Annotated in this window: 19 protein-coding genes; 7 read left to right on the top strand and 12 right to left on the bottom strand. The window is 73.6% G+C overall.

Going from position 1 to position 22,459, the window contains the following annotated elements; translation table 11 throughout:
• Both GB864_RS13800 and GB864_RS13795 read right to left on the bottom strand, forming a co-directional pair.
• Positions 1-623: arginase family protein (locus tag GB864_RS13800; RefSeq protein ID WP_160426029.1), on the bottom strand; the 623-nt coding region annotated here is incomplete at its 3' end.
• A gap of 55 nt (positions 624-678) precedes the next feature.
• Positions 679-1,053: a DUF4406 domain-containing protein gene (locus GB864_RS13795; RefSeq protein WP_160426027.1), complete on the bottom strand. Its 375-nt coding sequence runs from the start codon at positions 1,051-1,053 to the stop codon at positions 679-681.
• A gap of 122 nt (positions 1,054-1,175) precedes the next feature.
• Between GB864_RS13795 and GB864_RS13790 the strand changes: the two genes are divergently transcribed.
• A complete protein-coding gene (locus GB864_RS13790; RefSeq protein ID WP_160426025.1) occupies positions 1,176-1,931 on the top strand; it encodes a DeoR/GlpR family DNA-binding transcription regulator in 756 nt (251 codons plus the stop codon).
• A 22-nt stretch (positions 1,932-1,953) separates the two neighbouring features.
• Here the strand turns inward: GB864_RS13790 and GB864_RS13785 are convergent, their stop codons facing one another.
• From GB864_RS13785 to GB864_RS13770, 4 genes are all read right to left on the bottom strand, one after another.
• On the bottom strand, positions 1,954-2,601 hold the full coding sequence (locus GB864_RS13785) for an SDR family oxidoreductase (RefSeq protein ID WP_160426023.1): 648 nt from the start codon (positions 2,599-2,601) through the stop codon (positions 1,954-1,956).
• An 87-nt stretch (positions 2,602-2,688) separates the two neighbouring features.
• Entirely contained in the window at positions 2,689-3,246 is a 558-nt protein-coding gene (locus GB864_RS13780; protein WP_160426021.1) for a hypothetical protein, read from the bottom strand.
• A 2-nt stretch (positions 3,247-3,248) separates the two neighbouring features.
• Positions 3,249-5,297 carry a primary-amine oxidase gene (locus GB864_RS13775; RefSeq protein WP_160426019.1) on the bottom strand — a complete coding sequence of 683 codons (2,049 nt, stop codon included), beginning with the start codon at positions 5,295-5,297 and terminating at the stop codon, positions 3,249-3,251.
• A 47-nt stretch (positions 5,298-5,344) separates the two neighbouring features.
• On the bottom strand, positions 5,345-6,835 hold the full coding sequence (locus GB864_RS13770; RefSeq protein WP_160426012.1) for an APC family permease: 1,491 nt from the start codon (positions 6,833-6,835) through the stop codon (positions 5,345-5,347).
• 248 nt (positions 6,836-7,083) lie between these two features.
• On the opposite strand from GB864_RS13770, the gene GB864_RS13765 reads away from it, so the two are divergent.
• Complete coding sequence (locus GB864_RS13765; protein ID WP_160426010.1) at positions 7,084-8,598, top strand: APC family permease; 1,515 nt, start codon at positions 7,084-7,086, stop codon at positions 8,596-8,598.
• Positions 8,595-9,275, top strand: a complete 681-nt coding sequence (locus tag GB864_RS13760) for a helix-turn-helix domain-containing protein (RefSeq protein ID WP_160426007.1) — start codon at positions 8,595-8,597, stop codon at positions 9,273-9,275. Before GB864_RS13765 ends, GB864_RS13760 begins: the two co-directional genes overlap by 4 nt.
• A 6-nt stretch (positions 9,276-9,281) precedes the next feature.
• Here GB864_RS13760 and GB864_RS13755 read toward each other — a convergent pair whose 3' ends face one another.
• The 3 genes from GB864_RS13755 to GB864_RS13745 form a co-directional block, all read right to left on the bottom strand.
• On the bottom strand, positions 9,282-9,968 hold the full coding sequence (locus GB864_RS13755; RefSeq protein ID WP_160426005.1) for a hypothetical protein: 687 nt from the start codon (positions 9,966-9,968) through the stop codon (positions 9,282-9,284).
• 134 nt (positions 9,969-10,102) lie between these two features.
• Positions 10,103-13,477, bottom strand: coding sequence for a DUF5979 domain-containing protein (locus tag GB864_RS13750; protein ID WP_160426003.1), 3,375 nt, complete (start codon positions 13,475-13,477; stop codon positions 10,103-10,105).
• 90 nt (positions 13,478-13,567) lie between these two features.
• Positions 13,568-14,143 (bottom strand): TetR/AcrR family transcriptional regulator, encoded by a 576-nt coding sequence (locus GB864_RS13745; protein ID WP_160426001.1) that lies wholly within the window; start codon positions 14,141-14,143, stop codon positions 13,568-13,570.
• Between the two features lie 128 nt (positions 14,144-14,271).
• On the opposite strand from GB864_RS13745, the gene GB864_RS13740 reads away from it, so the two are divergent.
• Positions 14,272-15,120 carry an alpha/beta hydrolase gene (locus GB864_RS13740; protein ID WP_160425999.1) on the top strand — a complete coding sequence of 283 codons (849 nt, stop codon included), beginning with the start codon at positions 14,272-14,274 and terminating at the stop codon, positions 15,118-15,120.
• 109 nt (positions 15,121-15,229) lie between these two features.
• Here GB864_RS13740 and GB864_RS13735 read toward each other — a convergent pair whose 3' ends face one another.
• The 3 genes from GB864_RS13735 to GB864_RS13725 all read right to left on the bottom strand — a co-directional run bounded on the left by GB864_RS13735 (position 15,230) and on the right by GB864_RS13725 (position 19,551).
• A complete protein-coding gene (locus tag GB864_RS13735; protein ID WP_160425996.1) occupies positions 15,230-17,179 on the bottom strand; it encodes a GMC family oxidoreductase N-terminal domain-containing protein in 1,950 nt (649 codons plus the stop codon).
• Positions 17,180-17,318: 139 nt separating this feature from the next.
• A complete protein-coding gene (locus GB864_RS13730; RefSeq protein WP_160425994.1) occupies positions 17,319-18,122 on the bottom strand; it encodes an alpha/beta fold hydrolase in 804 nt (267 codons plus the stop codon).
• A 10-nt stretch (positions 18,123-18,132) separates the two neighbouring features.
• Complete coding sequence (locus tag GB864_RS13725) at positions 18,133-19,551, bottom strand: FAD-binding oxidoreductase (protein WP_160425992.1); 1,419 nt, start codon at positions 19,549-19,551, stop codon at positions 18,133-18,135.
• Positions 19,552-19,680: 129 nt separating this feature from the next.
• Here GB864_RS13725 and GB864_RS13720 point away from each other — a divergent pair, with 129 nt between their 5' ends.
• The 3 genes from GB864_RS13720 (at position 19,681) to GB864_RS13710 (ending at position 22,363) form a co-directional block, all read left to right on the top strand.
• On the top strand, positions 19,681-20,514 hold the full coding sequence (locus tag GB864_RS13720) for a DUF1684 domain-containing protein (protein WP_160425990.1): 834 nt from the start codon (positions 19,681-19,683) through the stop codon (positions 20,512-20,514).
• Positions 20,511-21,530, top strand: a complete 1,020-nt coding sequence (locus GB864_RS13715; RefSeq protein ID WP_160425988.1) for a GNAT family N-acetyltransferase — start codon at positions 20,511-20,513, stop codon at positions 21,528-21,530. The genes GB864_RS13720 and GB864_RS13715 overlap by 4 nt, the downstream gene beginning before the upstream one ends.
• A 71-nt stretch (positions 21,531-21,601) precedes the next feature.
• Positions 21,602-22,363: an EI24 domain-containing protein gene (locus GB864_RS13710; protein ID WP_336604008.1), complete on the top strand. Its 762-nt coding sequence runs from the start codon at positions 21,602-21,604 to the stop codon at positions 22,361-22,363.
• Positions 22,364-22,459: the final 96 nt, after the last annotated feature.

The raw sequence follows: 22,459 nt of genomic DNA, 5'->3' as shown, positions 1-22,459 counted from the left end.
GCCTCGCCGGGGTCGAGCCGCATCGCGCGGCTCGCGGGCACGACGGCCCCGAGGACGCCCGCCGCCTCGGCCGCGTTCCCGTCGTCGTCGCGGCAGCCGAGGTGCGCGGCGCGGTCCGGCGCGACGTAGGGACCGCGGCCGTCGATGTCGGAGATCGCCGGCAGGTGCAGCCCCACGACCGCGGCGAGGTCCTCGCCGCCGAGGCTCGCGACCGGCCCGGCGCTGCCGACGTGGCGGAAGTCGGTGTGGCCGTCGAGGTGCACGAGTCCCGCGCCGGTGCCCGCGAGCGCGAGCGCCGGGCCGAGCAGGATGCTGCAGTCGCCGCCGAGCACGAGCGGCGCGTGCCCCTCGCCGACGAGGTCGTCGATCCGCGACGCGAGGCGCGCCGTGTGGTCGAGGATCGCGTCCTGGTTGCGGATGCGGCCGGCCGGCCTCCGGTCGTCGTCGTCGACGTAGCGCCCGGCGAGCACGAGCCCGGCGTCGATCGCGCCGACCTCCTCGGCGAGGCGCCGGTAGAGCCCGGCGGCGCGCAGGGCTTCCGGTGCTTTTGCGGTACCGGGCACGCCGCCGGGCTCGGGCGGACGAAGGCCGAGATTGCTGGGGGCCGAGAGGATGGCGATCACGCTCCCACCCTCCCGGCCCGGCGCCGTCACGGCAACGCCCGTCGGGGCGCGGCGCTCAGCCCGCGCGCGGGATGTCGGCGGCGTCGGTGTAGACCGGTATGCCGCGCTCGCGGGCGAGCTCGACGTCGCGGTCGGCGCCGGCCGACGCCCCGGGCAGCCGCAGCACGCCGTCGCAATGCGCGATGAGGCGTCCGGCCGTCTCGTAGAGCACGTCGTGCTCGGGGTCGCGTCCGGCTTCGTCGGCCGCGCGGATGACGGGCAGGCCGACCCATTCGCCGATCATCGGCACGTGGCCGGCGTCGTAGACCGGCCAGGATGCGGCTTCGAGCCGGACGAGGTTGGCGGCGATCCGCTCGGGGTCGCCGTCGGTGCCGGAGCGGTAGGGACCGGCGATGAGGATGATGCCGGGCTTCGCGGTCGCGGTGGTCATGGGAGTAGCAGTCATGTCCGACACACTACGCATGAACGTGCAGCATCGTGCAATTCCATGGATAATCGAGAATGCCGCCGTCGCCCGATCCGGACGACGCGAACGAGAGGAAACCCCCACGGATGCTCGCCGCCCAGCGCCGCGCCCACCTGCTCGACGTCCTCGCCCGCGACGGGCGCATCGTCGCCAAGACCGTCGCCGACGACCTCGGCATCTCGGAGGACAGCATCCGCCGCGACCTCCGCGAGCTCGCCGACGACGGGCTCGTGCAGCGGGTCTACGGCGGCGCACTGCCCGTCTCCCCCGCCGTCGCCCCGTTCGCCGAGCGTCAGGACGTCGCCGGGGGGAGCAAGTCGCGCGTGGCCCGTGCGGCGCTGCGCCTCATCCGACCCGGCTCGGTCGTCATCCTCGACGGTGGCACCACGGCGGCGGCGCTCGCCCGCATGCTGCCCGACGACCTCGCCTTCACCGCGATCACGCACAGCCCGACGACGGCGCTCGCCCTCGCCGCGAAGCCCGCCGTCGAGATCGAGCTCGTCGGCGGACGCCTCTCGCGGCACTCGATGGTCGGCGGCGGCGCGACGGCGATCGAGGCGATCGGCCGGCTCGGTGCCGACCTGTTCCTGCTCGGCGTGACGGGCGTGCACCCCGACGCCGGGCTCACGACCGGCGAACTCGAGGATGCCGCCGTCAAGCGGGCGCTCGCCGCGCGCGCCGAGGCGACCTGGGTGCTCGCGAGCGAGGAGAAGCTCGGTGCGGCCAGCCGCTGCCCGGTGCTCGGGTTCGAGGAGATCGACGGGATCGTGGCCGACGTGTCATCCGCCGATCGCGACCTCGTCGCCGCCCTCACCGGGCGCACGACCCTCGTCGAGGCCTGACGCCCTTGGGCCCGGCCCGCGATCAATCCCGGGCGAGCGCCTCGGCGATCGGCGTCGAGCCCGCGTTGAAGCGGATCGTGCGGCCGACCGTGAGCGGCTGGCGCAGCGTCTCGGCGATCACGTCGGCCACGTCGGCACGGCCGACCGAACCGCTCGACTCGGCGTCGGTGTCGATGCGACCGGTCGGCGGATCGAGCGTGAGCGAGGAGGGGCCGAGCACCGTCCAGTCGAGGTCGGTGCCGCGCAGGTATTCGTCGGCGCCGGCCTTCGACTCCGCGTAGGCGTGGAACGAGGACTCCGGCGGCACGCCGTGGTCGACCCGCGCGCCGAAGTACGACACCATCACGTAGCGGCGCACGCCCGCGGCGAGCGCGGCATCCATCGAGCGGATCGCGGCGTCGCGGTCGACGGCGTACGTGCGCTCGGGGTTGCCGCCGCCCGCACCGGCCGACCAGACGACCGCGTCGTGCCCGGCGAGCAGGTCGGCGAGCGCCGCCGCGTTCGCGGTCTCGACGTCGGCGATGACGGGGTTCGCCCCCGTGGCGGCGACCTCGGGCGCCTGGTCGCGGTTGCGGATGATCGCGTCGACCTCGTCGCCGCGGGCGGTCAGCATCGAGGCGAGGATGAGCGCCACCTTGCCGTGTCCGCCGATGATCGCGATCTTCGCCATGTGCTCCCCCTTGCCGGTGCCGCCGCGTCCTCGCGCGACCGTTCCACGCTAGCGCGGTCGGCCGCGCGGATGGGCGAGCGGACCGGATCAGGCGAGCACGGGCATCGCGGCGCAGACGGCGGTCATCGCGGCCATCGCCCCGACCTCGAGCCGCGCGAGTGCCGCCCGGCGCCCGCGATCGGCGCGACCGCGGGCGGCGAGGTGCAGGCTCCACCCGAGGTACCCGGCCGCCGCGGCGAGCGCGAGGGGTGCGAGGGCGGGGTCGTGCCCGCCGTGCACTCCGATCGACGCGGCGGCCGCCCCCGCGGGGATCATGGCGACGACGAGCACGGCGCTCACGAGCATCCCGATCGCGCGGTGCGCGCGCATCGACCGCTCGTGCGAGGCCGGGCCCGCCGAGCGGTGCGCCTCGTCGGCGCCCGCGCTCCGCCGCAGTCCGACGGCGAGCAGGATGCCCGTCGCGACGAGCAGCGCCGCCCAGAGGATCGGCGGCAGGAGCATCCACCCGAGGGCCATGTCGAGCATGGCGGCGAGGCCGAGCGCCGCCGGGAGGACGGCGCGGGCCCGGCTGCGGCGGTCGAGGACCGCGCAGCCGAGCCCGATGCCGGCCGGCAGCACTGCGGCGAAATGCAGTGCGTCGAGCATCCTCAGTTCCCGTGGTGCCCGTGGTCGTGCGACGCGTGGTCGTGACCGCCGTGCTCGTGCGCCTCGCCCGGTGCGCAGTGCGCGGCCGGAGCCGGCACGTTGAGGGCGGGGTTGCGATCGAAGAAGCCGTACGGCTTGAGGGTGAACTTCGCATAGTCGACGGGCATGACGGGCCAGTCCTCGGGCCGCGGGAAGTGCGTCGGACCGAAGGTGTGCCAGAGCACGAGGTCCTCGCCGTCGATCGAGGCGTCGTCGGCCAGGTAGGCGGGCAGGCCCGCGCCGCCCGGGTGCTGGTGCACGAAGTCGCCGGCCGCGTACTTCTCGACGGGGTCGTACTTGGTCACGTGCACGTGCTGCTGGGCGAACGCGGCGCGCTTCGCGATCGAGGACGCGTCGTCGGCGAGCAGCACCGGGGCCTCCTGTGGGTGCAGGACGTACCCGGTCGGGCGGCCGAGCCGGTTCGTCGCCTCGGTGTTCGAGATGAACCACGTGCGGCCGACCGAGCCGTCGGCCCGCCGGCCCGACTCGCCCTCGGTGCGGAGCCGTGTGACCTGCTTCGTGAAGGCGTTGCCGTACTCGTTGCCCGGCCCCATCGGCACGCGCCGGACGTCGATCTCGTCGACGGCGTTCGAGAGGCCGTCGACGGTCAGGTCGAGGCGCACGTTGAAGAGGTGCTGATGGTACGGGCCGCCCAGGCCGGGCGCGACCTCGCTCGCGTAGGGGTAGTCGGCGCCGTCGGCATCCCGACCCGGGTAGGCCGAGGTGAAGAGGATGCCCGTGAGCTTCGCCTCGCACTCGATCGTGCCATCGAGGTAGAGGTACCAGTAGAAGCCGTAGTCGTAGTTGCCGACGGTCGTGAAGAACGAGATGACGAGCCGGCGGCTGCGGCGCACCTCGTTCGAGCCGGTGTACATGTCGCCGTGCTTCCAGAGGGTGCCGAAGTCCTCCTCGTGCATGCAGATGCCGTTCTCGATCGTGATCGGGTTGCCCAGCTCGTCGCTCAGCACGGCGTCGAAGTAGCGGATCTCGCCGACGCAGTCGCAGCCGAGCGCGAGGGAGTTCGAGAAGCGGCCGAAGAGGTACTCGCCGGTGTCGAAGTAGTTCTGCCAGAACCGCACGGGCGACGGGTCGCCGTAGGGGACGAGCATCTCGTCGACGGAGGCGCGGTAGATGATCGGGCGCTCGCGGCCCTGGTCGTCGAACGAGAGCTGCCGCAGCACGAGGCCCTCGCGCGGGTCGAAGCCGACCCGGAACCTCCAGTTCGCCCAGCGCACCTCTTCGCCCTCGACGGTGAACGAGGGCCCCTCGGGCTGCGTGATGACGATCGGCTTGAGGTCGAGAGGCGGGCCCTGCAGTTCGGGGTCGTCGAAGTTGCCGTGCTCGGCGGGCACCGCCATGACGCCGGCGTCGACGACGCGGGTGACCGTGCGGGCGGCGACGTCGACGTACGCCGAGACGCCGTCGACGGGGTGCGCCCACGGGTGGTCCTTCGGGTGGTCCATGCGGAAGGCGAGCACGCGGAGGATGCGGCGGCCCGCCTCCTCGGGGAAGCCGTAGTGGCCGGCCGACAGCGGCGCGTACACGACCTGCTCGGGCGTGAGGCCGCGGAGGGCGAGGGCCGCCAGCCACGCGGCATCCTCGTTCACGATGTCGCCGATCGCCTCGAACTCCTCGAGCAGCACGGGCAGCTGCCCGTCGGAGCCGTCGAGCACCGTGTGCGAGAGGATCTCCCCCGTCGTGAGCGAGACGACGACGTCCTCGGAGCGGCCGCTCGTGAGCTCGAGCAGCATGGCCCGCACGCGACGGTCGGGCAGGGCGCCCTCGCCGGCCTCCCACGCGAGGACCTCGCGCTTGTGCGGCTCCTCGAGGCCGAGGTAGGCGAAGCGGGTCGTCTCGGCGAAGCCGGGCAGTCCCGAGACGATGGTCCGCGCGGCGCGGATCTCGTCGGCGTCGAGGTTCGCGAGGGGGTGCGCGGGGACGGCGACGTGCTCGGGGCGGTGGCCGTGGTGCTCGTGGCCGTGGTGCTCGTGCGTCGATTCGAGGATGGTCATGGCGGTGCTCCGTTTCCGGTGGTGCGGGTGCTGGGTCGTGGCGGCGGTCAGCCGCTGATGGCGTCGGTGATGCGCTCGAACGTCTCGGGCTTCCTGGCCCGCAGCCAGTACGCCTGCACGAGGCCGGCGACGGCGAAGACGAGGATGCTCGCGATGAGGCCGATGCTGAGCGCGCCGAACGCGGGGTTCCCGTCGGCGTCGACGTCGCCGACGAGCATCGGGAAGTTGAGGCCGATGATCGCGGCCGCGCCGATGAGGCCGAGGAAGCCGAGCGCCGGCGCGATCCAGCGGTGCCACTGGCTCGCGAGCCTCGAACGGCCGCCGCGGGCGAAGTAGACGATCACCGCGAGGCTCGTGAGCGCCATGAGCAGGGCGATCGCGAGGGTCGCGAGACCCGAGAACCACGTGAACACGGCGAGCACCGGGTCGAGCTGCAGGATCGCGAAGACCGCGACGAGCACGGCCGCCGTGCCGGTCTGCACGAGCGAGGAGACGTGCGGCGAGAGGTGCTTGGCGTGCACGCTCGCGACGGAGCCCGGCAGCAGGCCCGCGCCCGACATCGAGTGCTGGTAGCGCGTGACGACGTTGTGGAAGGACAGCACGCAGGCGAACATGCTCGTGATCAGCAGCACGTTGATGATGAGTTCGCCGATCGGGCCGAGGTAGTTCAGGGTCGTGATGATGACCATGGCGCCGGGGTCGGCGGCCGCGGCGTCGACGACGCCCGACGGGCCCCACGCCATGACGAGGCCCCACGAGGCGAGCGTGTAGAAGACGCCGATGCCGATGACGGCGACGTAGGTGGCGATCGGGATGGTGCGCGAGGGGTTCTTCGCCTCGTCGCGGAAGATCGCGGTCGCCTCGAAGCCGATGAACGCGGCGATCGCGAACATGAGGCCGACGCCGGGGGCGCCGGAGAGCACGTTGGACGGCTCGAACGGCGCCACCGAGAGGCCTTCGGGCCCGCCGTCGATGACGACGGCCGCGACGAGCGCGAGCACGATGAGGACCTCGCCGACGAGCAGCACGCCGAGCACCTTCGAGCTGAGGTCGATGTGCCGGTAGCCGAGCACGCCGACCGCGGCGACCATGAGCAGCGAGTAGAGCCACCACGGCAGGTCGGGCAGTCCGACCCCCGCGAGGGTGACCTCGAGCACGTAGCCGAGGTAGCCGTACACGGCGACCTGGATGGTCGTATAGGTCAGCAGCGCGACGTAGGCCGAGGCGAGGCCGGCCGGCCGGCCGAGCCCGTAGCCGACGAACGTGAAGAAGGCGCCGGGTTTCGGCACGTGGCGCGCCATCGTCGCGAGGCCGACGGCGAAGAGCAGCAGGATGACCGCGGAGATCGCGTACATCGCGGGGAAGCCGACGCCGTTGCCGAGGAGGATGCCGAGCGGCGCGGCGCCCCCGACGACGGTGAGCGGCGAAGCGGCCGCGACGACCATGAAGACGATGGCGGTGACGCCGAGGGACCCGGTGAGGGACTTCCCGGCGGGGGCGGCGGTGCCGGCGACGGCCGGCCGTTCGGTTGCGGTCAAGGCGACTCCTGGGACGAGTGGGAGGCGGTGCGGATGACGGCCACACTCCCGGGCGGCCGTTGCCCCGGGATGAGGGCGGCGTGAAGAGTCGACGCGGCCGAATGGGACGGTGCCCGTCGCGGCGTCTCATTCGGCCGACACGCGGCGGAAACACGACGCTCGATCCGCGGAAACCGGACGACCGTAACCTCCTGGTCACCGCCTCCCCCGTCCCCCACCGGCCGCCGGCCACGACCCCCGAAGACCTGATGGACGCACTCGCCCGGGCCATCGCCCGCCCCGAACCCGTCGACGGCCTCGCCGAGCGCTCCCCGCTCGCGGGGCTCCGCCGCCGCAGCCTCGGCTTCGTCGACGTGCTCGCCCAGTCGGTCTCGGCGGTCTCCCCCGCCGGCGCCGCCTTCACGACACCGCTCCTGGTGTCCTCGATCGCGGGCGGCGCGAGCGTCGGCGCGATCGCCGTGGCGCTCGTGCTCGTGTGGCTCACCGCCGGCACGATCAACGAGTTCGCGCGCCGGATGGCCGCGGCCGGGAGCCTGTACACGTACGTCGCGCGCGGCCTCGGCTCGGGCGTCGGCGTCGTCGCGGGCGTCGCCCTCGGCATCGGGTACGCGTTCATCGCGATGTTCGCCTTCGCCGGCGCGGGCTACTACCTCACCGTGCTCGTCGACCGGCTGGCGCCGGGCGCCGTCGACCCCGTGCTGCTCGGGGCGTGCGCGGTCGTGGGGCTCGGGGCCGTCGCCGCGATCCTGCTCGCCCGCGGTATCCGCATCTCGGCGAGGGCGACGCTCGTCGTCGAGGCGGTGTCGGTGGGCCTCATCGTGGCGCTCATCGTCGTGCTCATCGCGGCGAGCGCCGCCGAGCTGCCCGCCGTCGCCGTCGAGGTCGTCGGCGGCGAGAGCCCCGTGGGCTTCGCCGTCGCCGCCGCCCTCGCGATCTCGGCCTTCGTCGGCTTCGAGTCCTCCACGGCCCTCGGCGTCGAGGCGAAACGACCGCTCGCGACGATCCCGCGGGTGCTGCGGGTCACCGTGCTGCTCTCCGGGGTGCTCTACCTCGGCGCCGCGCTCGCCCAGTCGCTCGGCTTCGCCGCGATCGGCGGCGGCATCGCCGACTCGGCCTCCCCCGCCAACGACCTCGCCGTCGCGTTCGGGCTGCCGTGGGTCGGCATCGCCCTCGACGTCGCGATCGGCACCTCGCTCTTCGCGTGCGGCATCGCGTCGACGACGGCCCTCGTGCGCGTCGTCTTCTCGATGGGGCGCGAGGGGCTGCTGCCCGCCGCGCTCGGCACGACGCACCCCCGCCGGGGCACGCCCGTCGCGGCGCTCGCCGTCGTGCTGCCCGTCATCGTGGCCGTGCCGGCGCTGCTCGTGCTCGCCGTCGACGGCGTCTGGTCGGCCATGACGATCCTCATCATCGTCGCGACGGGCGGGTACCTCCTCGCCTACGTGCTGGCCTGCGTCGCGGCGCCCGTGTTCCTGCACCGCATCGGCGAGCTGACCTGGCGCTCGGGCCTGCGCGCGGGGGTCGCGGCGATCGCGCTGACGGCCGTCGCCGTCGTCTACCTCGTCGTCGAGGCCGGCGGCGCGCGGGCGATCGGCGTCTGGACCTTCCTCGCGGTGCTCGCGGCCGGGGTCGCCCTCATCGCGGCCCGCACGCGCGCGCGTCCCTGGCTGCGGCACGCGATCGGCGTCTACGACAGCCCCGTCGCCGACGACGTGCTCGGCGGCATCCCGGCGATCGAGGCGGAGCCCGGAGCGCGCGGGTGAGCGCCGCGCCGGACCTCTCCGCACGCCAGCCGAAGGCGATCCACTCGGCACTCGAAGTGCTGGAGGCCGTCGCCCGGCTCGGGGCGGGAGCGACGGCGAAGGAGATCTCCGTGCAGCTCGGCCTGCCGCGGGCGACCGCCTACCGGCTCCTCAACCTCCTCGTGGAGGAGGAGTACCTCGTGCGCGTGCACGACCTCTCGGGCTTCGCCCTCGGCCGCAAGGTCGCCGAGCTCGCCCATCTCGTGCGCCCGGCCCGACCGCCGCGCGCGGTGCGCGAGCTCGTCGACGACCTGCGCGGGCGCGTGCGTGGCGGGGTGCACCTCGTGGGCTACGCGGGCGGGCTCGTGCGCATCCTCGACGAGGACCCCGACTTCCCGCTGAGCGACTCGGCCCGGCTCGAGCGCGACCCCGAGGCCTCGGCGCTCGGCCGGCTGCTGCTCGCCGAGCGATACGCGGTGCCGGATGCCGCCTCGGGCGGTTCCTCCGGCGGCTTCGCCGCCCAGACCGGCTCGTTCGCCCCCGATCGCGCCTGTCTCGCCGTGCCGATCCGCGACGCCGACGGCACGCTCGTCGCCGGGCTCGGCGCAGCGGTGCCGGCCGCGCGCGCGGTCGACCCCGACGTACTGCTCGTGCCGCTCCGCGAGACCGCGGCGCGGCTGGGGCCGCTGCTCGCCTGAGCCCGGTCAGTCGTTCCGGAGCCGCTCGAGCGCGGCGAGCGAGCGCCGGTAGCGCACGTAGCCGTTGCGCAGCGCGAGACCGATCACGACGCTCGCGGCGACGATGCCGGCCGCCACGGCGGCGGCGACGGGCAGCCCGAGCCAGGCGCAGAGCCCGCCGGTGAAGAGTCCCGTGACGACGGCGGTCACGACCGTGATGATCATCATCGAGCTGCCGAGCACCTGGCTGACGGGCCGCGGGAAGAAGGGATGGTAGGTGCGGTCGATCCCGGCCTGGTCCTCGGTCGTGCCCATGAGGAGGTAGCGCCCGATGCCGGGGTCGAGGTCGAGGTAGGCGGCGCGCAGGCGGTTCATCGCGAGCACGTAGGCGAGGTCCTCGGTAGCGGTGTTGTAGACGCGCACGAGGGTGATGAAGCCGAGCAGCACGAGCACGAGCAGGATGCCGACGGCGGCGGCGCCGAACCAGCCGCTGAACCCGGTGGCCTGCGAGAGGATGCCGAGGAGCACGAGTCCCGCCGAGACGAGCGTCAGGTAGATCGCGATACGGGTGAGGACTTCGCCCTGCGTCGTCGAGCGCGACGCGAGGAGGCTCCAGTGCTCGGTCGCGAGCAGCTGGGCCCGCAGCGCCCGCTGCGCATCGGTGAGCCGTTCGGCCGCTTCCTCGTCTTCGTCGCCCGCGGCATCGCTCGTCATGGGCGCATCCTGCTCGCCCGGCCGCGCGGCGACGAGGCGCGCGGGGACGAACGGGTCAGGCGAGCCCGGCCGTGCCGCGGGCCGCGGAACGGAACCCCGACCGCGCGCGCTGCCGCTGCCCGCCCGACCCGCGCTCAGGCGCGCCGTCGTCGACGCAGCCGATCGACGAGGAGCAGCGCGAGTCCGGCGAGGGCGATCGCGAGCCCGCCGACGAGCGTCAGCGGTGCGAATCCCGCGCCGGTGTCGGGCAGTGTTCCCGGACTCGGTGTCGGCGTCGGCGTCGGCGTCGGGATCGGGATCGGGATCGGGACGAGGGTGTTGACGACGGTGAACGCGACCGCCGGGTCCGCGTCGCCGACGACGCGGATCGAGACGCGGCCGTTCTCGCCGGGCTCGACGGGCGTGCCGTCGACGCTCCAGTCCTGTGCCGTCCAGGTCGCCCCGTCGACGGCGGGGGGTTCGGCTTCGCTCAGCTGGACCATCCGTCCGACCGGGATCCACGGCGAGAGCACCGGCGTGCCGACTTGTGCGTCGAGCGGCGTCTGCGGCTGGTCGGCGAGCCACCAGTCGATCGGGAAGACGGTGCCCGGCGGAACAGCCCCTGCGGCCGGGCCGTCGACCTCCTTCTCGACCGAGAAGCGGGCGAGCCGCACGACCGCGTTCGTCACGGTGAGCTCCGGGGTCTCGTCGGCGCCGATGAGCACCCATGCCGAGGGGTGCCAGCCTGTCGGCACCCAGCGGTAGTTCGGCGGCAGGTCGGCCGCCTCGAGCGGCTCCTCCTCGACGAAGACGAGCGTCCCGAGCGGGAATTCGACGCCCGGCCCGGCCGGAGTGCCGTCCGCGGGCACCTCGAACGAGCCCGTGCTGACGGTCCCGGCCGGCGTCCGCGCCGTCCAGTCGACGGTGAACGAGTCGGTCAGGAGCTCGCTCTGGTCGATACCGATGAGGCGCTTGTCCACCTGGAACGTCGCCGTGCGCAGCGCCGCGGTGTTCGTCACGGTCGCGGAAACCGCATCGGCGCCCCCCGCCCCGATGACGAGCGGGACCGGGTCGAAGACCGGTTCGCCCCACTCCAGCCAATTCACCCCAGGCGCTGGTGCCTCGTCGAAGACGATCTCGGTACCGTAGGGGAAGGGGATCGGCTCGCCGGCGCCGTTGACCGGACCGACGGCGGTGCCGTCCGCGGGGACGCGCAGGACCCCGTCCTGCACCTGCCCGGAGGGCGTCGTCGCCGTCCACGTCACGGTGAAGGCGAGGCCCGCGGGCACCAGCGCCGGGTCGATCCCTGCGAACTCCTTGCTGATCGAGAACGTGCCCTCGAGCAAGCTGTTCTCGATCTCGAGCGCCAGGTCGACGCCGTCCTCGAGCGGCACGTCGACGGCTTCGCCGAACGGCGCGTCCTCCTGGACCGGCGCCCCCGACGCATCCGTCCAGCTCAGCACGGGCACGTCCCACGCGGACGTGTCCACGGCGCTGCCGTCGAGCGTCGGCGGGTCCTCGATGAGCTCGAGCGTCGTGGCCGCCGGGTCGACGGCGAGCGTGACCGGGGTGTCCAGCGGCAGCGCGACGGCCGTGTACGGGTCGGCCGGATCGTCGCGGTACTGCAGCGAGTAGACGTAGCCGGGGTCGGTCGCCTCGCCCTCGGCATGCTTGACGATCGTGATCGTCCGCGGCGCCGTGTCGGGCACGACCGAGTTCGTGACGGTGATCTGGGCCGTCGCATCTCCCTGGATGACGAACGTGCGTCCGGGCGACCACCCGGTGCCGCTCCAGCGGTAGCCGTCGATGTCGGGCAGGCTCGAACGCACTTCGATGAGCACGATGCGCGTGCCCTCGGGGAACGTGCCGGGCGGTCCGACGGCGGTGCCGTCGAGCGGAACGTCGAGCGTCCCGGCGCCGACCGGCGCCCCGTCGAGGACGGCGACCCAGTCGACGGTGACGGTGCCCGCGAGCCCGGTCACGGGCACACCGGCGTCGTCGACGGCCTTCGAGACGGCGAAGCCGCCCTCCGGGATCGCCTCGGCGGTGTTGGTGACGACGACCGACGCCGTCCCGGCGCCGATCGTGATCTCGTCCGGGTCGATCGCGACGTCGGTCCAGTCGTAGCCCGGCACCGTCGCCGGTGTCACCTCGCCGAAGTCGACGACGGTGCCGATCGGGAACTGCTCGCCCGCCCCGACGGCGGTGCCGTCGGCCGGCACCTCGAGGGAGCCCTCGACGGTCGTGCCGTCGGGTTCGGTCGCCGTGTAGTTCACCGTGAACGTCGAGCCGGCCGGGAGGTCGTCAGGGGCGATGCCCGAGAGCGCCTTGGCGACCTCGAAGGTGCCGCTGTCGGCGTCGCACGAGATCGTGCCGGCGAAGATGAAGGAGTGCACCTCGCCGCCTTCGAGCACGACGTTCTGGCCGAGGACCTGACCGTCCAGCGGCGACGCCTGCACGGTGAGGTTCGCGTTCGGCGCGTAGATCGAGCCGTCGATGCGTCCGCCCGAGACCACCTCGACGTCGCCCGTCACCTGGGAGAGATCCCAGAACATGTAAGCGGCGTAGGCCCCGACGGGATCGGCGCGTGCACCGTCGACGTGCGTCGTGCCCGCCGGAACCTGGATGATGAGGGGATTCGCGGCGCCCGGCGTCGGGCCGTCCGGCGAGAACTGGATGTCGGTGGCGCCGGCGATGTCGTCGTAGTCCACGACGTTCGGCTGGTCGGGGCTGAGGGGCTCGAGCACGACGCGGTCGCCGTCGTTCTCCGCCACGCCGACGGGGTAGCCGGGGCCGTCGACGAGGCCGTCGAGGCAGTCCGCCGCCTGCTCGTAGTCGGCCTCGGCGTTCGCCTCGACGTAGCCCGCGACGGCGTCCGGCGACGTGTCGGCGGTGTAGATGCTGCCCGCGCCGACCCCGGCGGCCGGCGGAGTGAGCCCGTCCGGGTAGATCTGGGCGGTCGCGTCGATGATCGGCGCCAGGTCGGGCTGCGTCGCGTCCGGGTTCACGCGCAACCAGCCGGCGCGGTCGGAGCCCTGCCACGGCCCGTCGCGCTGGACCATCTTGAGGTCGCCCTGCAGGGCCGGATCCGTGGTGCCGGCGCTCGTGATCGCGAGGATGCCGTTGGAGCTCGGCGCGTACTGGCCGACGAGGAGCCGGGTCGGGTCGCCGTCGACCGAAGGGATCGTGTAGTCGGACGTGCCGGTGGCGACGTGGATGATCTCGTACTGGCCGCCGCCCTGGTAGGTCGCGGCGTCGCCGGCGGCGAGGCTGCCCTCCGTCTCGGTGTTGCCCAGCACGAGGTCCTCCCGCGCGTACACCGTGAAGCCGCCGTTCATCGCAAGGGGATTGAACGTGCCGGGGTAGGCGGCCCACGCCGATGGCGGCGTCGTCGGCGAGGCGACGACACCGAGGCCGGCGACGAGCGCGATCGCGCCGACGACCGAGGCCGCGCGACCTATCGCGCGAAGCCCCCATTTCGCACCGTCAGCCGGTTTCTCCGAACGAGCGCCCACGGATCCCCCATCCATCGTCGCCAAGATCATAGGCCGCCGCCACTCCGGAGCGACGGACGGAATCGCCCGGATTCCGGGCGCGGCCGAACTCCCCTGCCGAGCGGGTCAGGCGAGCCCGGCCGCGCCGCGGGCCGCGGAGAGGAACGCGGGGCGCACGCGCTCCCAGCCGTCGAGGTAGCCGCCGACCATGGCGGCGTCGCGCAGCAGCACGAGCTGGGCGGCGCCGGCCGCGGGGTCGGGTGTGCCGGCCGCGCTCAGCACGGCTTCGAGTTCGCTCCGGAACCACGTGCGGTGCCGGTCGACGGCCTGCCGTACCGCCGAGTCGGCGTCGGGGTACTCGGCGGCGGCGTTGATGAAGGGGCAGCCGCGCGTGTGGTGCTGGGCGACGTCGTCGGCGAGGCCGTCGATGACGAGGCCGACGAGCGCCTGGGGCGGGGCCCCGGAGGCCTCGGCGGCGGCGAAGGCCCCGCGGATGTTGGCGTCCTCGACGCCGAGGTAGGCCTCGACGAGGTCCTCCTTCGACGGGAAGTGCCGGTAGAAGGTGGCGCGGGTGACCCCGGCCTCGGCGATGATGCGGTCGACGCCGACGGCGTGGATGCCGTCGCGGTAGAAGAGGTCGCTCGCGGTCGCGAGCAGGCGCTCGCGCGCCTCGGAGGGCCGTTGGATGCTCGTGCGTGCCATTCGTCCAGGATAGAACGATCTGTCTGTTTTGGGTATTGACAAGCCGTTCGCCCTGCGCGTACCTTCGCAGACATAGACAGAACGGTCGTTCTACCAACTGAGTAGAGCGGGACGAACAGGAGAAGGAAATGAACGCCAACACCACGAGCGGCAAGGCCCCCATCGTCCTCGTCCACGGACTCTGGATGACTCCCAAGAGCTGGGACACCTGGGCCGAGTACTTCGAGGCCCGCGGCCACCAGGTCATCCGCCCGGGCTGGCCCGGCATCGACGACCGCGAGGCCGCCGACGTCCGCTCGAACCCCGAGGCGCTCGAGGGCGTGGGGCTCACGCAGATCGCCGACCACTACGAGCGCATCATCCGCTCGCTCCCCGAGAAGCCCATCATCATCGGCCACTCCTTCGGCGGCCTGCTCACCCAGCTCCTCGCCGACCGCGGTCTCGGCATCGCCTACGTCGGCGTCGCCCCCGGGCAGCCCGCGGGCGTGCCGACCCTGCCGCTCTCGACGTTCTGGACGGGCTTCCCGATCCTCTCGAACCCGTTCGGCATCAACGGCGCGAAGCAGCTCTCGAAGTCGCACTTCCACTTCACCTTCGGCAACGACCTCACCCGCGCCGAGTCCGACGCGATCTACGACGAGCAGGTCGTCCCCTCGGTGAACCGGGTCTTCTTCGAAGGCGTCGCGGCCGCCGTCTCGGGCAAGGGCGCGAGCGAGGTCGACTTCGGCCGCACTGACCGGGCGCCGCTGCTCATCGTCACCGGCGACCGCGACCACGTCGTGCCGCCGGCCATCGGCAAGGCGATCGCGAAGAAGTACACGAAGACCGGCAGCCCGGCGATCGTCGAGTACCGCGAGTTCGCGGGCCGCACCCACCGACTGGTCAGCCAGGACGGCTGGGAGGAGATCGCGGAGTACGTGCTCGACTGGGCTGAGACGCACGCCGTCGTCGGGCAGCTCGAGTCGCAGCTCGCGTAGTCCCGAGCGAACCGCACGCCGAGCGAACCGCACCGAACGAACCGCGCGGGGCGGGGCATCCGATCGATGGATGCCCCGCCCCGCGGTCGTGCGCCCGGACCCGCGGCCGTCAGAGCCGAGCGGACAGCTTCGACGCGTTGAGGTGCGCGATCGCCTCGATCGTCACCATCGGGTTCACGCCCGAGCTCGTCGGGAACGTCGACGCGTCGGCGACGACGAGGTTCGGCACGTCCCACGTCGCCCCGTCGGGGTTCACGGCGCTCGATTCGGCCGAGCCGCCCATGCGGGCGCTGCCCATGAGGTGCAGGGCCGCCATCGCGCAACGGCCCGGGCCGTAGCCGGCCGCGTCGCACTGCGCGATGAACTCGTCGATCGGCCGCCCCGAGGCCCGCTCCCACGTGAAGCCCGCCTGGTGGCCGGAGAACATCGTCGTCGCCCCCGCGGCTTCGAGCACGCGCGCGGCGCCGGCCACGCCGGCCTTCACCCGCGCCTCGTCGCGCGCCGAGAGCGTGTAGTGCAGGGTCGGCTCGCCGTCCTTGCCGACCTTGACCTCCCCGGAGTCCTGGTCGCGGGTGATGACGCCGACGCTCGACATGCGGGACAGTCCGCGCATGCGGGCGAGCTGCGCATCGGCGCCGCGCCAGGACTGGAACGCGACCGAGATCGCGGGGTTCGCCGCAGCGGTCTCGAACACCGAGCCGTACCCGGAACCGTCCTGGTCGGCGTACTGCGCCGAGTACCGCGTCTGCATGCCGCCCTCCCACGGCCGGACCTCCTCGTCGAACTCGGCCCACACCGCCGTCGCGGGGTGCAGCCGCAGGTGCTTGCCGATGTTCGGGTTCGCCAGGCCCGACCGGCGGAGCAGCGCGGGGGTCTGCACGCTGCCGCCCGCCGCGACGACGGCCTTCGCCCGCACCGTCACGGTGCACCCGTCGGCGGTGCGCCCGACGACGCCGGTCGCGCGTCCGCCCGCGATCGAGACGGTGCGCACGTCGACGCCGGTGTAGAGGCGCGCACCGGCCGCCGCGGCATCCACGAGCCAGGTCTTCGCGACGGACTGCTTCGCGCCGATGCGGCAGCCCGCGCCGCAGCGCCCGCACTCGGGCCCGGTGTCGCAGCCGACGACGTTGCGTTCGAGCGAGTCGACGTGCCAGCCGAGGGAGGCGAGCCCGCGCTCCATGATGCGGTCGCGCGCGGAGGGCGTGCTGTAGTCGCCGTTGACCGAGAGCCGCGACCAGACGGCGTCGAGGGCCGCGTCGAACTCCGGCCCGGCGAACGCCGGCACGCCGAGCTCCGCCCATTCCCGACGCACGTGCTCGGGCGTCTTGAACGACGTCGAGTAGTTGACGACGGTGCCGCCGCCGAGGCACTGCGCGGTCATGACGGCGAGCTGCCCCTCGGCAGTGCCGTTCGGGCCGGGCGCGTAGAGGCGGGTGAGGCCGCCGAGCTCGCCGCCGTCGAAGTCGCGGTCGTCGAAGTAGTGCCCCTTCTCGAGCACGATCACGTCGTGGCCCGCGGCCGCGAGCACGGCTGCGGCGGTGCCGCCGCCGGCGCCGGAGCCGACCACGACGACGTCGCAGTCGAGCACGAGGTCGCCCGTCGGGGTGAGCGGTGCGAGCGGAGGCGCGGCCGCATCGGCACGTACGCCGAGCGGGCCGGGGTAGCCGATCGCGTCCCAGATCGGAGAGACGCCGGTCGGCCCCGGCGCGAGGTAGTACGAGAGGGTCGCGGCCGACTTGAGGTTCTGGAACAGGGCGCGCTTGAGCGGCGAGTCCGAGTCGCCGAGCTTGATGAGGGCCGCCTCGCGCTGCGGCCGGGAGAGGCTCGAGAACTTCCGCGGTCCGATGCCGATGAAGAGGCCCCAAGCCCAGGTGTCCCACATCGAGAGGATGCGCTCCAGCTGTTCGACCTCCGCCTTGCGCGGGTTCGCGCCCGCCATGCCCTCGGCGATGGCGACCGAGCCGATCGCGCTGGCCGACGGGATGCCGTTGCCGTCGCCGGGCGCGAAGGTGTCGCAGATCGCGGCGAGCGCGGCGCGCTGCTTCGGGTTCAAGCTCATGGGGATTCTCCTCAGACTCCGTTGTCCTGGGGGCCAGGATGCACCGGATTCCGAGGATCGCGCAAGGAGGAAGTGAATCTGCATTCACGTCGTCGGCGCGTCATCCAGGCGTCGCGGGGCCGCTCGCCGCGGCCGGCGTTCAGGCCGAGCGGCGCAGGAAGTCGAGCAGCAGGGCGTTGAACGCCGCCGGCTGCTCGATGTTGGCGGCATGGCCGTCCTTCGGGATGACCGCCGACTCGGCCGTCGGCGTCAGCGAGGCGGCCGCCTCGGCGTGCTCGGCGGGCCAGAACTCGCTCTCGGCGCCGGCGACGAAGAGGATCGGCAGGGTCGAGTCGGCGATCACGCCGCGCCAGTCGGCGGTCGCGTGGTCGTGCAGCAGCGCGAGGTCCGCGCTCGAGAGCTTCCCGTCGGCGCCGCGCATCGCGGCGAGCAGGCGGACGAGCCGCCGTCCGCGCCGGAGCATCGGCGTGCCGTGCCCGGTCGGCGGGATGCGCTCCGCGAAGTACGTGTCGCGCACCTCGGGCGTGTAGCCGTAGAACCCGAACGGCCAGCCCGCCTCGCCCAGCATCTTCGGCGTCTGGTCGACGATCACGACGCTCGTCACCCGGCCTGCGCCGTACGCGTCGAGGTACGCCCAGATCGTGTTGCCGCCCATCGAGCCGCCGACGAGCGCGACCCGCTCGAAGCCGAGGTGCTCGAGCACGTTCGCGACGTCGGCCGCGCGCCGCGACATGGTCTGCCCGTCGGGCCGTTCGGCGAGGCCGTGGCCGCGCAGGTCGACGGCGAGCACGCGGTACCCGGCCGCGACCAGGGCCGGCACCTGGAAGCGCCAGCTCGTCGCGGGCGCCTTGAAGCCGGCGAGCAGCACGACGGGCGCACCCGCCGGGTCGCCGTGGTCGGTGTAGGAGAGTCGGACGCCGTCGTCCGCGAGCAGTTCGGGCATGCGCGGGAGCCTAGCCCGCCGGCGCCGCGGTGACGGCGCCCGGGAACGCCTTGCCCGGGTTGAGGATCCCCTGCGGGTCGAGCGCCGCCTTGATGGCGGCGTGCATGCCGAGCACGACCGGGCCGAGCTCGCGGCCGGCGCCCGGCAGCTTCAGCAGGCCGACGCCGTGCTCGCCGGTCACGGTGCCCCCGAGGTCGAGGCACGCGTCGACGATCGCCGTGAACGCCGTCTCCGCACGGTCCTTGGCCGCGTCGTCGCCCTCGGGCGCGATGATGAGCGGATGCAGGTTGCCGTCGCCCGCGTGGGCGATGTTGGCGATCACGACATCGTGCGCCGCGGCGATCGACTGGATGCGCGCGAGCATCTCGGGCACTGCCGAGCGCGGCACGCAGACATCCTCGGTGAGCACGGGCCCGAGCCGCTCGAGTGCCGGGTACGCGAGCCGACGGGCGCGGAAGAGCCGCTCGACCTCGTCGGGGTCGGCGCCCCGCTCCACCTTCTCGCCGCCCTCGGCCTCGAATGCCGCGGCGACGCGATCGGCGAGGGCCTCGCCCGCGGCGCCCGGCTCGTCGACCTTCGCGAGCAGCATCGCCTCGACGCCGGTCGGCAGTCCGAGGCCCTGCCACGCGTCGACGGCGGCGAGGCACGTGCGGTCGATGAGCTCGAGGGCGGCCGGGATGATCCCGTCGGCCGAGACCCGTGCGACGGCACGGCCGGCATCGGCCAGCGTCGGGAACCAGCCCACGATCGCGCGCTCCTCGCGCCCGGCGAGCGGGCGCAGCTTCACGGTGACGTCGACGATGACGCCGAGCGTGCCCTCGGAGCCGACGAGCAGGTTGACGAGGTCGTAGCCCGTCGAGAATTTGGCGGTGCGCCGGCCGAGGCGGGCCACGGATCCGTCGGCGAGCACGGCGGTGAGCCCGATGACGGAGTCGCGCGTCACCCCGTACTTCACGCAGCAGATGCCGCCGGCGTTCGTCGCGGCGTTGCCGCCGATGGTGGAGATCGCCGAGGAGGCGGGGTCCGGCGGGTACCAGAGGCCGTGCTCGGCGACGGCAGCACGGAGGTCGTCGTTGATGACGCCCGCCTCGGCGACGGCGATGCGCTCCTCGGCGTCGATCTCGGTGACGGCGGTCATCCGCTCGAGCGAGAGCACGAGGCAGCCCGCGATCGCGTTCGCGCCGCCCGAGAGGCCGCTGCCCGCGCCGCGCGGCACGACGGCGACGCCGTGCTCGGCCGCGGTCGACACGGCGTGCACCACGTCGTCGAGGGATTCGGCGAGCACCACGGCGGCCGGGGTCGCGAAGGGCGCCCACTCGGCGTCGTCGTGCAGGTACCGGTCGAGATCGACCTCGGCGAGCGCGTCGCCCGCGGTGAGGAGCTGGTCCGCGCGGAGGCGGGAGGCGAGCGCGTCGGTGAAGCCGGTCATGCTGGGGTCCGTTCCGGGCGGCCTCGATCCGCCCCGAAGGATGCTACGCCGCCGCCCGCGAACGGGGGGACGCGGTGCCCAGGGCCGCCCGGCGAACCCGCAGCCGTGCGCGATTACGCTGGATGGGACATGACCGACACGATCGCCGACGCCCCCGCCCAGCCCGATGCCGCCGACTTCGCCCGCGCGTGGGCCGAGTGGCACACCGCCCACGAAGCGGCACGCACCGACCGCCACGGCTTCCTCTCGGTGACCGGACTGCACTGGCTGCACCCCGCACCCGCGCGCTTCCCGGGCGTGCCCGGCGAGTGGTCGCTCGAGGACGAGGGGCCCGCCGTGACGCTGGCGCCCGACGAGCACCTGGGCCTCCGCGGCGAGCGACTGACCGGCCGGCAGGTCTTCGGCCCGCTGTCGCCCGGCGAGAGCACCCTGTTCGAGCTCGGCGACGTCGTGCTCGAACTCGCGAACCGCGGCGGCCTCGTGTTCCTCCGCCCGCGCGACCCGAACCACCCGTTCCTGGCGGCCTACACGGGCACGCCCGCGTTCCCCGCCGACCCCGCGTGGGCGCTGCCGGGCCGGCTCCTGCCGGCCGAACCGGGCACGTCGGTCGTCGTCGGCTCGGCGGCCGAGGGGCTCGAGCACGTCTACACGGTGCCCGGCACCGTCGAGTTCGAACTCGACGGCCGCACCCACCGGCTCACCGCCGTCAACGGCGGCGCCCCCGGCACGCTGCAACTGCTCTTCGCCGACGCCACGAGCGGGGTCACGACCTATGCCGCGAACCGCAGCCTGACGATCCCCGGCCCGGACGCCGACGGCCGGCTCGTCGTCGACTTCAACCGCGCGGTCAACCTGCCGTGCGCGTACACCGACCACGCGACCTGCCCGCTGCCGCCCGCCGGCAACCGGCTCGACGTCGCGATCGAGGCCGGCGAGCGCACCCCGCAGGAGCGCGCCTCGTGAACGCCCTCGACATCCGTGCCGTCCGTGCGGACGAGCACGACGCGGTCGCCGCGCTCACCGAGCGCGCCTTCGCGGCCGGTCCCTACGGGCATCTGCCGGTCTCCGACGAGCGGCGTGCGCTCGTGCGCGACGTCGCCGCCCGCGCGGACGCCGGCACCGTGCTCGTCGCGCTCGCGGGCGACCGGCTCGTGGGCACGGCGACGCTCGTCGCGGCCGGCGGGCACGGATCGCGCCTCGCGACGGGTGACGAGATCGAGCTGCGCCTGCTCGCCGTCGACCCGGATGCCGCGAGCCGCGGCGTCGGCGCGGCCCTCACCCTCGCGGGTGCGGAAGCGGCCCTCGAGCTCGGCGCGTCGGCGCTCGTGCTCGACACCGGCAGCCTGAACCTGCGCGCCCAGCGCCTCTACGAGCGGCTCGGGTTCGAGCGCCTGGACCGCCGCCCGGCCGGCGCGAGCCCCGAGGTCGAGGACTTCGCCTACAGGCTCGCTCTGCAGCCGGTCGGCGTGGTGCAGGTGCGGCTCGCCCGCCCCGTCGAGCATGCTGCGGTCGGCGTCCTCGGGGTCGCCGCCTACTCGCACGACTACGAGATCTCCGACGACTACCGCGCCTCGATCGCCGACGTGGGGCCGCGCGCCGCCGAGCACCAGGTCTGGGTGGCGGTCGACGGCGACGACGGGGAGCTCCTCGGCACCGTCGCGACGCCCCGTCGCGGCCGCACGATCTCCCCGCTCGGCCGGGACGGCGAGCTCGACTTCCGGCTCCTCGGCGTCGCGCCGACGGCGCGGGGACGCGGGGTCGGCGAGACGCTCGTGCGCCACGTCGTGCGGCTCGCGCAGTGGCGGTCGCTGGAGCGCGTCGTGCTCAACACCGGCGAATCGATGGCGCCCGCGCAGCGGCTCTACGAGCGGCTCGGCTTCGTCCGGCTGCCCGAACGCGAGTACGTCATGCCCCACGGCGAGCTGCTCCGCGCCTACGGTCTGCCGGCCGCCGCGCCCGCCGCCATCGCGACCGCGTAGGCCGCCGCCGGACTCGCGCGAGCCCGGCGGACCCTGGACAGGCCTCCGCCGTCCGGCCGTAGTCTGTCGGGGTGCTGCAAGAGTTCGCGTCGGGGTTCGGGACGCTCGTGCGCGGCTTCGGATTCTGGCGCAGCCGGTCGGGTGTCATGTGGCTCGGCATCGTGCCCGCGGTGCTCGCGTGGTTCGTGCTGCTCGCCGCGCTCGTCGGCCTCGGGCTCGCCCTGCCGGGACTTCTCGACTGGGCGACGCCCTTCGCCGACGGCTGGGATCCGCTGTGGCGGAACGCGCTGCGCGTCAGCGCGGGCATCCTCGTCTTCGCCGGCGCCGCCGTGCTCGCGGCGGTCTCGTTCACGGCGCTCGCCCTCGTGCTCGGCGACCCGATCTACGAGCGCATCCACCTCGCCGTCGAGGAGGAACTCGGCGGGGAACTGCCGGAGTCGAGCGGATTCTGGCGCACCGTCGTCGATGCCCTGCAGCTCGTGGGCCTCGGCCTGCTCATCGCCCTCGCCGCATGGATCGTCGGACTGATCCCGGTCGTCGGCGGGGTCCTCGGCGGCGTGCTCGGCTTCGTGCTGACCGGCCGGCTGCTGGCGCGCGAGCTCACTTCGCGGCCGTTCGAAGCCCGCGGCCTGCCGCTCGAGACGCGCCGCCGCCTGCTCGCGCGACGCCCCTGGCGGGTGCTCGGCTTCGGCGTCGCCGTCAACCTGTGCTTCCTCGTGCCGCTCGGCGCCGTCGCGGCCATGCCGGCGGCGATCGCGGGGGCGACGGTCCTCGCGCGCGGCCTCCTCGACGAGGATGCGGCGGCGGGCACGGCCACGCGGAGCGCCGGTTAGGTGTGATGTCCAGGGACGTTGTTTCGGAACACGGCCTTGATCTGCTGAAAGGCGAAGACCTCCGGTTGTGAAGTGGAGCTGTTCAAGGAACCGCTT

The sequence above is a fragment of the Agromyces seonyuensis genome (assembly GCF_009789225.1).
In the GTDB taxonomy this organism is placed as follows: Bacteria; Actinomycetota; Actinomycetes; order Actinomycetales; family Microbacteriaceae; genus Agromyces; species Agromyces seonyuensis.
Note: the sequence above shows the minus strand (reverse complement) of the source record. Positions and strands in the feature narration are given on the sequence as shown.

Bases quoted from the DNA above. Each gene is read 5' to 3' on its own strand.
- GB864_RS13795 (WP_160426027.1), bottom strand. From the start codon at position 1,053: ATGACCACCGCGACCGCGAAGCCCGGCATCATCCTCATCGCCGGTCCC.
- GB864_RS13790 (WP_160426025.1), top strand. From the start codon at position 1,176: ATGCTCGCCGCCCAGCGCCGCGCCCACCTGCTCGACGTCCTCGCCCGC.
- GB864_RS13785 (WP_160426023.1), bottom strand. From the start codon at position 2,601: ATGGCGAAGATCGCGATCATCGGCGGACACGGCAAGGTGGCGCTCATC.
- GB864_RS13780 (WP_160426021.1), bottom strand. From the start codon at position 3,246: ATGCTCGACGCACTGCATTTCGCCGCAGTGCTGCCGGCCGGCATCGGG.
- GB864_RS13775 (WP_160426019.1), bottom strand. From the start codon at position 5,297: ATGACCATCCTCGAATCGACGCACGAGCACCACGGCCACGAGCACCAC.
- GB864_RS13765 (WP_160426010.1), top strand. From the start codon at position 7,084: ATGGACGCACTCGCCCGGGCCATCGCCCGCCCCGAACCCGTCGACGGC.
- GB864_RS13755 (WP_160426005.1), bottom strand. From the start codon at position 9,968: ATGACGAGCGATGCCGCGGGCGACGAAGACGAGGAAGCGGCCGAACGG.
- GB864_RS13750 (WP_160426003.1), bottom strand. From the start codon at position 13,477: ATGGATGGGGGATCCGTGGGCGCTCGTTCGGAGAAACCGGCTGACGGT.
- GB864_RS13745 (WP_160426001.1), bottom strand. From the start codon at position 14,143: ATGGCACGCACGAGCATCCAACGGCCCTCCGAGGCGCGCGAGCGCCTG.
- GB864_RS13740 (WP_160425999.1), top strand. From the start codon at position 14,272: ATGAACGCCAACACCACGAGCGGCAAGGCCCCCATCGTCCTCGTCCAC.
- GB864_RS13735 (WP_160425996.1), bottom strand. From the start codon at position 17,179: ATGAGCTTGAACCCGAAGCAGCGCGCCGCGCTCGCCGCGATCTGCGAC.
- GB864_RS13730 (WP_160425994.1), bottom strand. From the start codon at position 18,122: ATGCCCGAACTGCTCGCGGACGACGGCGTCCGACTCTCCTACACCGAC.
- GB864_RS13725 (WP_160425992.1), bottom strand. From the start codon at position 19,551: ATGACCGGCTTCACCGACGCGCTCGCCTCCCGCCTCCGCGCGGACCAG.
- GB864_RS13720 (WP_160425990.1), top strand. From the start codon at position 19,681: ATGACCGACACGATCGCCGACGCCCCCGCCCAGCCCGATGCCGCCGAC.